Here is a 13,169-nt window from a genome sequence, read left to right as displayed (position 1 = left end):
TCGAAAGACAAAAATGACAAAACTCGTTTCCAAATGGAACTACCCGACCACCGTCCGCTTCGGCGCCGGACGCATCAAGGAGCTGCCGGAGGTGCTGGCGGCGACCGGCATCAAGCGGCCGCTGTTCGTTACCGACCCGGGACTGGCCAAACTGCCGGTGATGGCTTCGACGCTGAAAATACTGGACGATGCCAAGGTGCCGTATGGCGTGTTTTCCGAGGTCAAGCCGAACCCGGTCGATTCCAACCTGACCGCCGGCATTGCCGTGTTCAAGGGGGGCAAGCATGACGGCGTCATCGCCTTTGGCGGCGGCTCGGCGCTCGACCTCGGCAAGCTGATCGCCTTCCAGGCCGGGCAGACACGGCCGGTCTGGGATTTCGAGGATGTCGGCGACTGGTGGACGCGCGCCGATGCCGATGCGATCGCGCCGATCATCGCGGTGCCGACCACCGCCGGCACCGGCTCGGAGGTTGGTCGCGCCGGCGTCATCACCAATGAGGCGACCCACACCAAGAAGGTCATCTTCCATCCGAAACTCTTGCCGGCGATCGTCATTGCCGATCCGGAGCTGTCGGTGGGCATGCCCGGCTTCATCACCGCCGGCACCGGCATGGATGCGCTTGCCCATTGCCTCGAAGCCTACTGTGCGCCGGGCTATCACCCGATGGCCGACGGCATCGCGGTGGAAGGCATCAGGCTGGTCTTCGAAAACCTGCCGAAAGCCTATGCCAACGGCAAGGATCTGGTCGCCCGCGCCAACATGATGAGCGCGGCCGCCATGGGGGCCGCCGCCTTCCAGAAAGGGCTTGGCGCGATTCATTCGCTGTCGCATCCGATCGGCGCGCTCTACGACACCCACCACGGCATGACCAACGCCGTGTTCATGCCTTATGTGCTGGCCTTCAACCGCGAGGCGATTGAGCCGCGCATAGCCCGGCTTGCCGCCTATTGCGGCATTAAGGGCGGCTTCGACGGTTTTGCGAAGGCGATCATCAAGCTGCGCAAAGAGCTCAAGGTGCCGCATGCGCTGCCCGGCCTGATCAAGGGGCTCGACATGGACAAGAAGCGCAAGGGCCTGATCGCCGACATGGCGGTGGTCGACCCGACCGCCGGCGGCAACCCGGTCAAGCTGACCAAGAAGGCGGCGCTGACGCTGCTCGAAAACGCCATCGCCGGCGCCGTCTGAGACAACTTCCGCATTGGAAATCCACTTTGGAAAAGAGGCGAAGAAAGGGGGAAAGGATGAACGGCAAGGCCGAAACTAGTTAGCCGGAAAAATAGCCGCGTAGCGATTGCTACAGCCGGTTAAAAAGAGTTTACTTTTTCGTACTGCAGGGCATCGCTTTCACAGAGCTTTCATCTGGCTGTCACACGAAAACGATACCGCATCGCAGGCGTCCAACGGCGTCAGTTCAACGGAGAGAACACATGTTCAAATTCACGGGAAAACTGCTTTCCCTTACGGCCGTCGCCCTGATGGCGACCTCTGCCATCTCGTCGGCCCAGTCCATGGATGAACTGGTCGCCGCAGCCAAGGCTGAAGGCCAGCTCACGACCATCGCGCTGCCGCATGACTGGTGCGGCTATGGCGCCGTCATCGACGGCTTCAAGGCGAAGTACCCGGAAATCACCATCAACGAACTCAACCCCGATGCCGGCTCCGGCGACGAGGTCGAGGCGATCAAGGCCAACAAGGACAACAAGGGCCCGCAGGCGCCCGACGTTATCGACGTCGGCCTGTCCTTCGGCCCGACCGCAAAGAAGGATGGCCTGATCCAGGCTTATAAAGTATCAACCTGGGACTCGATCCCGGACAGCGCCAAGGATGCCGAAGGCTTTTGGACCGGCGACTACTACGGCGTGCTTTCGTTTCTGGTGAACAAGGACCTGGTCAAGGAAGCGCCGGCCGACTGGGCCGACCTGCTGAAGCCGGAATTTGCCAATACCGTGGCGCTCGCCGGTGACCCGCGTGCTTCGAACCAGGCCATCCAGGCCGTCTATGCCGCCGGCCTTTCCAGCGGTGCGGCCGCCGGCGAAGCCGCCGGCACGGCTGGTCTCGACTTCTTCAAGAAGCTCAACGCCGCCGGCAATTTCGTGCCGGTCATCGGCAAGCCCGCGACGCTTGCCCAAGGCCAGACGCCAATCCTGGTGACCTGGGATTATAACGCGCTTGCCGGCCGCGATACGCTGAAGGGCAATCCGCCGGTCGACGTCGTCGTGCCGAAGACCGGTGTCGTCGCCGGCGTCTATGTTCAGGCGATCAGCGCCTATGCGCCACACCCGAATGCTGCCAAGCTATGGCTGGAATATCTCTATTCCGACGAAGGCCAGATCGGCTGGCTGAAGGGCTATTGTCACCCGATCCGCTTCAACGACCTCGCCAAGAATGGCAAGCTCCCGGCTGACGTGATGGCCAAGCTGCCGCCGGCCGAGTCCTATGCAGCCGCGGTGTTCCCGACACTCGACGAGCAGGGCAAGGCCAAGGAAGCCATCACCAAGAACTGGGATGCCGTCGTCGGCGCCAACGTCAAGTAAGACTTGAGATCAGCCGGGCGGCTTAGATCGCCGCCCGGCATACCTCCAGGACGGTAGCCGGCGCATGACCGATATCTCGTTGTCCGATCACGCTGTTGCCGGGAAGACCGCGCCTCCTGCCGACGCCCGCAGCATGAGGCTGCCGACACAATGGCTTGGCGTTGCGCCTTTCTTCATCTTCGCCATCATGTTCCTGATCCTGCCCACGCTCTATCTGATGCTGGGCGCATTCCGGAACGATGCCGGCGAATTCACTTTCGAGAACATAGCGGCCTTGGCGCAGCCGTCGATCGTTGCCGCCTACTGGATCTCAATCAAGGTCAGCCTCGCCTCGTCGCTGATCGGTGCTTTCGCGGGGCTTGCCATTGCCATCGCCATCGTGCGCGGCGGGCTGCCGGAGTGGATACGCTCGGCGACACTGACATTCTCCGGCGTGGCCTCCAATTTTGCCGGCGTGCCGCTGGCCTTCGCCTTTCTCGCGACGCTCGGCCGGCTCGGGCTCGCCACGGTGCTGCTCAACGTATTGGTCGGCTTCAACATTTATGCCCATGGTTTCAACATTCTGTCGTTCTGGGGCCTGACACTGACCTATGTCTATTTCCAGATCCCGCTGATGGTGGTGATCATCGTGCCAGCGATCGACGGGCTGAAGAAGGAATGGGGCGAAGCGGCGGCAACGCTTGGCGCGACCCAGGCGCAGTTCTGGCGTATGGTCGTCATTCCGGTGATCTGGCCAAGCTTCCTCGGCACCGTCATCCTCTTGTTCGCCAACGCCTTCGGTGCCATCGCCACCGCTTACGCTCTGACCGGCTCCTCGCTTAACATCGTCCCTATCCTGCTCTACGCGCAGATCCGCGGGGACGTGCTGCACAATGCCCATCTCGGCTATGCCATTGCCTTCGGTATGATCGTCATCACCGGGCTTGCCAATGTCTTCTACATCTGGTTCCGGACGCGCTCGGAAAGGTGGCTTAAATGAAGAGCGGACGTTTCTGGGCCTGGGTCGTCTTCGCGCTGGGCGCTGCCTACTTCTTCATTCCGCTTATCGCGACCGTGGAATTTTCCATGCGCATGCGGCGCGGCGCCTATTCCTTCGATGCGTACAAAGTCGTGTTTGGCGACCCCCGTTTCCAGGCGACCTTCGGCTATTCCGTACTCGCTGCTGTTTTCACCATCATTCTCGGCGTGCTGATCGTGGTGCCTACCGCTTATTGGATCCGTCTGCGGATGCCGCAGCTCAGGCCCGTCGTCGAGTTCATCACGCTGCTGCCGCTGGTCATTCCCGCCATCGTCATCGTCTTCGGCTACATTAGAATGTACGGGTCGAACTCACCGCTGCCGTTCCTGGGCAGCGAGACAGGAGCCAATGCCTTGCTGGTCATCGGGTATGCGACGCTGGCGCTGCCCTATATGTATCGCGCCGTCGACACCGGACTTCGCACGATCGACGTGCGGACACTGACCGAGGCGGCGCAGATTCTCGGCGCCGGCTGGGGCACGATCATCACCCGGGTCATCCTGCCCAATGTGCTGATCGCGGTGCTGTCGGGCGCCTTCCTGACCTTCGCCATCGTGATAGGCGAATTCACCATGGCCAGCCTGCTCAACCGGCCTGCCTTCGGACCCTATCTGCAGAACGTCGGCGCCAACCGGGCCTACGAGCCGGCGGCGCTTGCCATCATCGCCTTCGCCATCACCTGGGGCTGCATGTCGCTGATCCAGATCCTGTCGCGTTTCGCGCCGCGATCGGCGAACCGGCCGAACTGACCCGAAAGAAGAAAGCCATGGCCGAGCCATTCCTCTCAATCCAGCATGTGCGAAAATCCTTCGGCCCCATCACCGTGGTGCAGGATTTCAACCTCGACGTCGAGCCGGGCGAATTCGTCTCTTTCCTTGGGCCATCGGGCTGCGGCAAGACGACGGTGCTGCGCATGGTCGCTGGTTTCGAAGAGCCGTCCGCCGGCAAGATCGTCGTGGCCGGCAAGGACATCACCCGGCTGAAGCCCAATCAGCGCAATGTCGGCATGGTGTTCCAGGCCTATGCGCTGTTTCCGAACCTCACCGTGGCGCAGAATATCGGCTTCGGGCTGAAGGTCGCCGGCATGCCAAAGGCCGATGCCGACAGGCGCATTGCCGAAATGCTCGATATCATCAAGCTGCCGCAGATGGGCGACCGCTATCCCTACCAGCTTTCCGGCGGCCAGCAGCAGCGCATCGCGCTGGCGCGGGCAATTGCGCCGAAGCCGAAGCTGTTGCTGCTCGATGAGCCGCTATCGGCGCTCGACGCGAAGGTGCGCGTGTCGCTGCGCGAGGAAATCCGCTCGATCCAGAAGAAGCTCGGCATCACCACCATCTTCGTCACCCACGACCAAGAAGAGGCGCTGTCGATCTCCGACCGCATTGCCGTCATGTATGGCGGCAAGGCCGAGCAAGTAGGCACGCCGTTCGAGATCTACAACCGGCCGGCAACCAAATTCGTTGCCAATTTCGTCGGCACGCTGAACGTGCTTGAAGGCACGGTCACCGACGCGGCTTCGGGCAAGGTGCGCGTCAATTCGCAAGAGGTTTCGCTCAAGGGCAAGCTCAACGGCTCGAAACCCGGCGACACGCTGTCGTTGGCACTGCGTCCGGAAGCGATTTCGCTCGGCCGCCACCCCGGCCGCGACTCCAGCCTTTCGGGCGAAATCGCCGAGGTGCATTTCCTCGGCTCGGTCATCCGGGTGCGCGTCGGTATCGGCGGCAGCACGGTCTCGCTCGACACGTTCAACAGCCCGGCCACGCCGCCGCCAGCCGTCGGCGAAAAGGCCGAGATTTCGTTCTCGTCGGGCGACATGCTGGTGCTGCATTAGAGGAAGAGGGAATAGTGAATGGTGAGCAAGCGCTTTACGCGCCGAAATTCCTCTGCACGCAGCCATTCACCATTCACGAGCAGCCAAAGCCGTTGCCGTTTTTGCAGTGCCAATCGCCCGGCTTCACCGCTACGATAAGGCATGGCGCTTTTTGAACTCACCCTTGTCCTGCTTCTCATCGCGGTCGTCCTGACCGCGCTGTCGCGGCGTCTGCAGATTCCCTATCCTTCATTGTTGGCGCTGGCCGGCGCTGGCATCGCCTTCCTGCCGTTTGCCCCGACCATCGAGATCGACCCGGAGCTGGCGCTCGCTCTGTTCATCGCGCCGGTTCTGCTCGACGCGGCCTACGACACGTCGCTGCGCGATCTCAACCGCTACAAGGTTTCGCTCATCCTGCTGGCGCTTGGCGCCGTCATCTTCACCACGGTGGCGGTCGCTCTGGTGGGCTGGACGATGGCAGGCCTGCCCGTCGCCGCCGCCATAGCGCTTGGCGCGATTGTGGCGCCGCCCGATGCGGTGGCAGCGGCGGCCGTGCTCGGGCAGTTCAAGGTACCGCACCGCATCACCGCCATCCTGGAAGGCGAGAGCCTTCTCAATGACGCGACGGCACTGCTGATCTACCGAATGTCGGTTTCCGCAGCCGCCGGCTCCATCCTATTGAGCAGTGCCATACCAATGATCCTGCTGTCGACGGTCGGCAGCCTTGCCGCAGGCTATGTGCTAGGCCGGTTGTCTCTCGCCATACTCGGCCGTATCGACGATCCGGCGAGCGGCACCGTGGTGCAATTCGCCTCAACCTTTGGCGTCTGGATCCTGGCCGACAGGATAGGGCTGTCCGCCATCATCACGATCGTCGTCTATGCCATGACGATCGCCCGTACATCGCCGCGCCGCATGCCGGCAAGGAATCGTGTCAGCTCCTACTCGGTCTGGGAGACGGCGGTGTTCGTGCTCAACGTCCTGGCCTTCGTCCTGATGGGCCTGCAAGCGCGATCGATTGTCGGTCGACTTGCCGAGCAAGGACAAAGCGAGGCGTTCGTCTTTGCCCTGGCGGTGCTGGCCATTGTCATCGTATCGCGGCTCGTCTGGGTGCTGGGCTGCGGCGCGATCCTCAGAGCGCTGGCACGTCTGGGCGACGAGGACAGGCGGAAGGACGCGCCGACATTTCGCGGCGGCGTGCTTATCGGCTGGTGCGGCATGCGCGGCCTGGTGACGCTTGCGGCAGCCTTCGCCTTGCCGGCCGACTTTCCGGGCCGTGATCCGATCGTGCTCGCCGCTTTCACGGTCGTGCTCGGCACGCTGGTGCTGCAAGGCGTCAGCCTGAAGCCGTTGCTGAGTGTGCTCAATCTCAAGCCCGACCAGACGGTCGACCGGGAGGTGGCGCGGGCGCGCGTCGCCATCATGCAGGCTGCGCTCGACGTGCTCAGCGGCAAGACGTCGAGCGCCGCGGGGGCGGTGCGCGAGCAATATGCCGCCCAGCGCGCCATCGCCGAGAACCCGGAGGATGCCCAGGCGGCGACCGAGTATGACAGGTTGCGTCTTTATGCCATCAAAAGCCAGCGCGATGCACTGGAGCGCCTGCGCATCGACGGAACGATCGGCGACGAGGCCTACCACCGCCTCGAGGAAGAGATCGACTGGTCGGAACTGGCTGCATCCCCGCCCGGGCGGTTCCAGCCACTGACGACTTAGCATCTGGCCCAAGCTCCCTCCGTTCGGCTGCACATTGCAACCAATCCACCGAACGGCTACTGCCAGCAGGAAACTGAGCCGGATAAGCAATGAAGCTGGTCAGCTATAACATCCAGTACGGCTTCGGCGGCGATGGCCGCTACGATCTGGCGCGTTGCGCCAAGGTCGTCGCCGGCGCCGACGTCATCGCCTTGCAGGAAGTCGAGCGGCACTGGTTACGCAGCAACGAGGACGACCAGCCGGAACTTCTTTCGCGATTGCTGCCCGACTACCATTGGGTCTACGGCCCGGCCTTCGACATGGATGCCAGCCAGCGGCGTGACGGCCGCATCGTCAACCGGCGGCGGCAATTCGGCACCATAGTTCTGTCTAAGCTGCCGATTGTCTGGTCGCGGCTGCACACGCTGCCGCTCAGGCGCACGCTGCGGCCGCTCAACACCCGCAACGCCGCACTTGAATGCATGATCCGCACCCCTGCCGGCCCGGTGCGGTTCTTTTCGCTGCATCTGGCGCATATCGCGGCCGAGGAGCGGCTGGAGCAGATCGACTATTTGCTGGCCGAGCATCGCCGCGCGCGGTCCGAGGGCGGCCCATGGAGCGGCGCCGACGACGAGCCGGCGCGCAACTGGAGCAATGGCGAACAGGAGCCAGAAAACCCCGTAGCGGCGATCTGGTTGGGCGACTTCAATATGGAGCCGGGTAGCGCCGAGTACCGCCGCATCGTCGGCAGCGCGCCCTATCATCGCGGTGCCGCCTATCTCGACGGTTTTGTCGACGCCGCCGCCGTCGCCCGCGAACCGACGTCGGACTTCCACACCCATGTGAAGACCATCGACGGCAGGATCGCAAAGCGCCGGCTCGACCATTGCTTCGTCGGCGGCATGTTTGCCGGGCGCGTGCGATCGGTCAGCGCCGATATCGGCCAAGTCGCCTCCGATCATTTTCCGCTCTGGGTCGATATCGACCTGGAGACGCCTATCGCCATAGGGACGGGCGGCGGATGAACCGCCGATGAGCCTGTTTGTCTTTTTCGCGGTGCTCGCCGCCGCTTCCATGCATGCGATCTGGAATGCGCTGGTCAAGGTCCATCTCGACCGTTTCCTGTCGATAACGCTGATGACGCTCGGCATGGGCGCCGCCGCACTGGTGACGTTGCCCTTCGTCGAGGTGCCGAAGCCGGAAGTGTGGCCATACATCCTCGCCTCGGTTGTCTTCCACATGGGCTACAGGACGTTCCTGATCGGCGCCTACAAGGCCGGCGATTTCGCCCAGACCTATCCGCTGGCGCGCGGCACCGCGCCCTTGCTGGCCGCTTTGGGGGGCGTTGTGGTGGTTGCCGAGATGCCGGCGCCGCTCGCCATTCTCGGCATTCTCTTGTTGTCGGCGGGCACGCTGGTGCTGTCGTTTCGCGGCGGCGCGCATCTGGAGAAATTGAACCTGCGCGCTGTCGGTTTCGCGTTGGGCACATCCATCTTCATCGCCAGCTATACGCTGTCGGACGGCAGCGGCGCGCGGCTGGCCGCCACCGCATCGAGCTATGCGGCCTGGTTGTTCGTCTGCGATGCGCTGTGGGCGCTGGTGCTTTGCGTCGTCTTTCGCGGCCCACAGGCGCTGCCGGTGCTGGCCCGCGACTGGAAGGCAGGAATCTATACCGGCGTGCTCAGCGGCGGCGCCTACTGGATCGTGATGTGGGCGATGACCAAGGCGCCGATCGCCTCGGTGGCGTCGCTGCGCGAAACATCGATCCTGTTCGCCATGATGATCTCGGTGTTCGCTCTCGGCGAGAAGATGACGGCATGGCGGGGTGCCGCGGTGCTCAGCATCGTTGCCGGCGTGGTTGCGCTGAGAATGGGATAGTCACGCGATCTCCAGGTCGAACACCATCAGGCCGTCCGTGCCGCCTTCGAGCGCCGCGACCAGTCTTGCGCCGGCTCGCTGATGCGCTTCATGCTCGAGATAGGCATCGCGTGCGGCGGCATCGCGAAAGTCGATGGTGAAGCCGTATGTGAAGCCGCGGGCGAAGGGTTCGGGGCTGGTGTTGGCGCCGAATTCGACCTTGCCCATGCCGTCGATCATCGACCGCAACGCTTCGAGATCGGCATGGATCGCCGCCCGCTCGGCGTTAGCGACATCGTTGCGGACTCTGACGAAAACACAGTGCCGGATCATTCCTTGTCCCTCATGCCGCTCGGTTGGTGGAAAACACCGCCGGCGGCAGCGGCTCGCGGCCAAGGATCAGATCGGCGCCCTTTTCACCAACCATGACCGTCGGGGCATTAGTGTTCGAGGAGGGGATGAGCGGCATCACCGAGGCGTCGCAGACACGCAGGCCATCGATGCCACGTAACCTGAGCTCCGGCGTCACCACGCTCATCGCATCGTAACCCATGCGGCAGGTGCCGACCGGGTGGTGGTCGGTCTTGGAACTGCGGCAGGCGTAGTCGAACAGCTCGTCGCCGCTCTGCAGGTCGGGTCCCGGCAGTACCTCGCGCAGCACATAGGGGGCCAGCGCCTTCTGCCGCATGATCTCGCGCGCCAGCCTCAGCCCCTTGATCGACATGTCGCGGTCATAGGGATCGGACCAATAGTTCGGATCGATCAGCGGGCGGTCAGCCGGGTCGGCACTGTTCAGCCGCACCGTGCCGCGCGAGCGCGGGCGCAGGAAGGCCGAGTTCAGTGTCACGCCCGGATTGTTCAGCTTCTCGACGCCGGCCTCGATGCCGGAGCCGAGGCCGAGATGCAGCTGGATATCGGGAGAGGCGGCGGTCGGATCGGCGTACCAGAAGCCGCCGGTCTCGAACAGGCTGGAGGCCACCGGGCCCTTCTTCAGGAGCAGGTACTGAAGGCCGGCCCACGCCATCCAGTGCAGCTTGGCGTAGTTGTCGTAAGTGTGCTCGCCGGTGCATTCGGCGATGACGAACAGGTCGAGATGATCCTGCAGATTGGAGCCGACACCTGGCAGGTCGTGCACAGGCGTCACGCCGGCCGCCTTCAAATGGTCGGCAGGGCCGATGCCCGACTGCATCAAAAGCTTCGGCGAGCCGATTGCGCCGGACGAGACGATCACCTCGCGTTCGGCGCGCAGGATCGCTGGCTGGCCGCCCGGCCTGTCGACGATTTCGACGCCGATGGCGCGGCCCTTGTCGACGACGATGCGCGTCACCAGAACGCCGGTCCTGATGGTAAGATTCTTGCGCTCGCGGATCGGCCTGAGATAGGCGACCGAGGCGGAGGAGCGCTTGGCGTCCTTCTGCGTCAATTGGTAATAGCCGACGCCCTCCTGGCTGGCGCCGTTGAAGTCGGGATTGAAGGGGATGCCCATCTCCTGCCCGGCGCGGAAATAGGCCTCGCAGATCGGCAGCGGCGCGATCGGGTTCGACACGCCGAGCGGGCCCTGGTCGCCGTGAAAATCGTTGGCATAACGTTGATTGTTCTCGGCGCGTTTGAAATAGGGCAGCACGTCGCGATAGCCCCAGCCGGCAAGACCTTCTTCCTTCTCCCAGGCGTCGTAGTCGCGGGCATTGCCGCGCGTGTAGATCTGGGCGTTGATCGACGAGCCGCCACCGATCACCTTGGCCTGCGTGTATCGGAAGACGCGGTCGTTCATGTGCTTTTGCGGCACAGTCGACCAGCCCCAGGCGGCGATGCCCTTGGTCATCTTGGCAAAACCGGCCGGCATGTGGATCAGCGGATGCCAGTCCTTGCCGCCGGCTTCGAGCAGCAGCACCTGATGCGACGGATCTTCGCTCAGCCGGTTGGCGAGTACGCAGCCGGCCGGGCCGGCGCCGACGATTATGAAGTCGGTCATGGCATCACCTGTTCATAGCCTCGGCACCGACAGCGCGCCGTCGACATTGATGACCGAGCCGGTCGAAAAGCCGAGCTTGCCGCCGGCGAGCGCCGCCACGGCGGCACCGATATCCTGGCCCTCGCCCCAGCGCATCGCCGGCACCAGCCCGCTCTCGATCAGCGCGTCATATTTGGCGGTGACACCCGCGGTCATCTCGGTGCGGATGATGCCCGGCCGCACCTCGAACACGGCGATGTTTTCGGTGGCAAGCCGCAGCGCCAGGTTCTTCACCCACATCGAAAGCCCGGCCTTGGAAATGCAGTAGTCGCAACGTTCCGGCGAGGCCATGGCGGCACTGACCGAGGTGACGGTGATGATCGATCTCGCACCATCGCCCGGCAGGCCTAGCATCGCTTTGGCGACGGCCTGGCTGAGGAACACCGTGCCGCGCAGATTGATGCCGAGCACCCGGTCGAAATTTTCCGGCTTGAGCTCGAGCAGATCGCCGCGCAGGACAGTGCCGATGCCAGCATTGTTGACCAGGCAGTCGATGCGGCCGAAGGCGCTTGTCGCGACATCGATCAGCGCTGCATGGCCGTCGAGGTCGGCGATGTCGCTGCTGGCATAGGCAAATTTCGCGCCGCGCCCGGTGATGTCGGCGGCGAGTTCGTCGGCGGCTTCGCCGGCAAGGTCGGCAACGAGGATGTCGAAGCCTGCATCGGCCAGCGCCTCGGCGCAAGCAAGGCCGATGCCGCGCGCGCCGCCGGTGACGATGGCTGCCGGGCGGCTCATGTTGCAAGCTCCGTCTTGCGGATGTGGTCGGCGACGCGCAGCGCCTGTGCGGCGATCGACAGCGCCGGATTGACGGCGGCCGAATTCGGCAGGAAGCCGGCATCGACGACAAACAAATTGCTGTGGTCGAAGGAGCGGCAGAACGGATCCAGCGGCGAGGTCGCTGGATCGTTGCCCATCTTCACCGTGCCGCACTGATGCGAGGGCGTGCGCTTGTCAAACGGCCGCGACAGGACGATCGGATAGCCGCAGGCGCGGAAATTCTCGCGCATCACCTTGGTCAGTCCGTCGAGCGACTGCATGTTGGAGCGCCGCCACTGCATGACGATGTCCTTGCCGTCGACCATGATGCGGCTCTCGGGATCGGGCAGGTCTTCACACATCAGATACCAGTCGACGGCGTGGCCGGCCATGAAATCGAGCGCGAATTTGGGCGCGCGCCTGACATTGGCCTTGAGGATATTGCCGTCGATCTTGCCGAGGAGCTGGACATTGCCGAGCGGCTTGCCGCCCCTGCCGTCGGACAGATAATAATCGTTCAGCATCAGCGTCTTCTGGTAGACGGATTTGTTCCGGCGGCGTGGATCGATCGCCAGCATGGCGCTCGAATTGTGGTTCATGAAGTTGCGGCCGACCTGGTCGGAGCGGTTGGCCAGGCCTTTGCCACCGCCTCTGCCCTGAGGGGTGGGCGAGCGCAGCAAGATGGCGGCGGAATTGACTGCGCCGGCCGATAGGATGACCAACTTCGGCGCGACTTTCTTCAGCGTACCGTTCTGTCGATAATGGACGGCGGCGATTGTCCTCGCATCCGGCGATGCCTCGAGATGTTCGACGTGGGCGCCGGTCTCGAGCTTGATGTTCTGGTCGGCAAGGGCGGCGGTCAGCGGCCCCGTTTGGGCGTCGACCTTGCCGACGCCGGTGTTGGGAAAAGCGTCCCACGGCGTGCTGCCGTCTTTCAGCCAGGCTTCGAGGTCGACGCCGAGCGGCAGCGATGCCGGGTGCAGGCCCAGGCTCCTGAGCTCGGCGCGGGCACGCGCGATCGGCGGCTCGTCCGGCACCGGCCCGAAAGGGTAGGGCATCGAGTGGAACGGCTCGGTCGGGTCTTCGCCGAGTGCACCGCGCACGCGGTACAGCTGCTCGGCCCTGGAATACCAGGGTTCGAATTCCTCGTAGGAAAACGGCCAGGCCGGCGAGATGCCGCCATAGTGCTCCATCTCCGAAAAGTCTTCCCTGCGGTAGCGGATCAGCACCGCGCCGTAGAATTTCGAATTGCCGCCGACATAGTAGTAATTGCCCGGGTTGAAAGGCGCTCCGCCGGCCTCGAGCCACATCTCCTTCGGCCTATAGTGGCCATCGACGAAGATTGCGCGGGTGTCGCGTGCGTGCGGGGTTGCCGGCAGGGCTTCGCCGCGTTCCAGCATCAGGATCGAGGCGCCACTGCCGGCAAGGCCGGAGGCGATCGTGGCGCCGCCGATGCCGGAGCCGATGATGACGATGTCTGGATTTGTCAT

The 13,169-nt window shown here is 63.7% G+C and carries 12 protein-coding genes; 8 read left to right on the top strand and 4 right to left on the bottom strand.

Features of this window, described 5'->3' with window-relative positions; genetic code table 11:
- Positions 1-13 precede the first annotated feature (13 nt).
- The 8 genes from NKH83_RS03510 (at position 14) to NKH83_RS03475 (ending at position 8,933) form a co-directional block, all read left to right on the top strand.
- Positions 14-1,186 carry an iron-containing alcohol dehydrogenase gene (locus NKH83_RS03510; protein WP_352802141.1) on the top strand — a complete coding sequence of 391 codons (1,173 nt, stop codon included), beginning with the start codon at positions 14-16 and terminating at the stop codon, positions 1,184-1,186.
- 242 nt (positions 1,187-1,428) lie between these two features.
- Positions 1,429-2,535: an ABC transporter substrate-binding protein gene (locus NKH83_RS03505; RefSeq protein ID WP_254816895.1), complete on the top strand. Its 1,107-nt coding sequence runs from the start codon at positions 1,429-1,431 to the stop codon at positions 2,533-2,535.
- A gap of 64 nt (positions 2,536-2,599) precedes the next feature.
- Complete coding sequence (locus NKH83_RS03500; protein WP_023675356.1) at positions 2,600-3,514, top strand: ABC transporter permease; 915 nt, start codon at positions 2,600-2,602, stop codon at positions 3,512-3,514.
- Entirely contained in the window at positions 3,511-4,302 is a 792-nt protein-coding gene (locus NKH83_RS03495; RefSeq protein WP_352478173.1) for an ABC transporter permease, read from the top strand. Before NKH83_RS03500 ends, NKH83_RS03495 begins: the two co-directional genes overlap by 4 nt.
- Before the next feature lie 17 nt (positions 4,303-4,319).
- On the top strand, positions 4,320-5,384 hold the full coding sequence (locus NKH83_RS03490; protein WP_352799902.1) for an ABC transporter ATP-binding protein: 1,065 nt from the start codon (positions 4,320-4,322) through the stop codon (positions 5,382-5,384).
- A gap of 141 nt (positions 5,385-5,525) precedes the next feature.
- Positions 5,526-7,076, top strand: coding sequence for a cation:proton antiporter (locus NKH83_RS03485; protein ID WP_352802138.1), 1,551 nt, complete (start codon positions 5,526-5,528; stop codon positions 7,074-7,076).
- Positions 7,077-7,165: 89 nt separating this feature from the next.
- Entirely contained in the window at positions 7,166-8,080 is a 915-nt protein-coding gene (locus NKH83_RS03480; protein WP_352802136.1) for an endonuclease/exonuclease/phosphatase family protein, read from the top strand.
- A gap of 7 nt (positions 8,081-8,087) precedes the next feature.
- Entirely contained in the window at positions 8,088-8,933 is an 846-nt protein-coding gene (locus NKH83_RS03475; protein WP_023675361.1) for an EamA family transporter, read from the top strand.
- Here the strand turns inward: NKH83_RS03475 and NKH83_RS03470 are convergent, their stop codons facing one another.
- From NKH83_RS03470 to NKH83_RS03455, 4 genes are read right to left on the bottom strand one after another with little or no spacing between them, the layout of a single operon-like run.
- Positions 8,934-9,245 (bottom strand): Dabb family protein, encoded by a 312-nt coding sequence (locus tag NKH83_RS03470; protein WP_352802134.1) that lies wholly within the window; start codon positions 9,243-9,245, stop codon positions 8,934-8,936.
- 10 nt (positions 9,246-9,255) lie between these two features.
- The gene (locus tag NKH83_RS03465; protein ID WP_352802132.1) at positions 9,256-10,884 is read right to left on the bottom strand and encodes a GMC family oxidoreductase; all 1,629 of its coding nucleotides are present in this window, start codon (positions 10,882-10,884) and stop codon (positions 9,256-9,258) included.
- Positions 10,885-10,896: 12 nt separating this feature from the next.
- Positions 10,897-11,658, bottom strand: coding sequence for a 3-ketoacyl-ACP reductase (locus NKH83_RS03460; RefSeq protein ID WP_352802131.1), 762 nt, complete (start codon positions 11,656-11,658; stop codon positions 10,897-10,899).
- Positions 11,655-13,169 (bottom strand): GMC oxidoreductase, encoded by a 1,515-nt coding sequence (locus NKH83_RS03455; protein WP_352799920.1) that lies wholly within the window; start codon positions 13,167-13,169, stop codon positions 11,655-11,657. Before NKH83_RS03455 ends, NKH83_RS03460 begins: the two co-directional genes overlap by 4 nt.

This window comes from Mesorhizobium sp. M0909 (genome assembly GCF_040319515.1).
In the GTDB taxonomy this organism is placed as follows: Bacteria; Pseudomonadota; Alphaproteobacteria; order Rhizobiales; family Rhizobiaceae; genus Mesorhizobium.
This window is presented reverse-complemented; position numbering and strand designations above follow the sequence as displayed.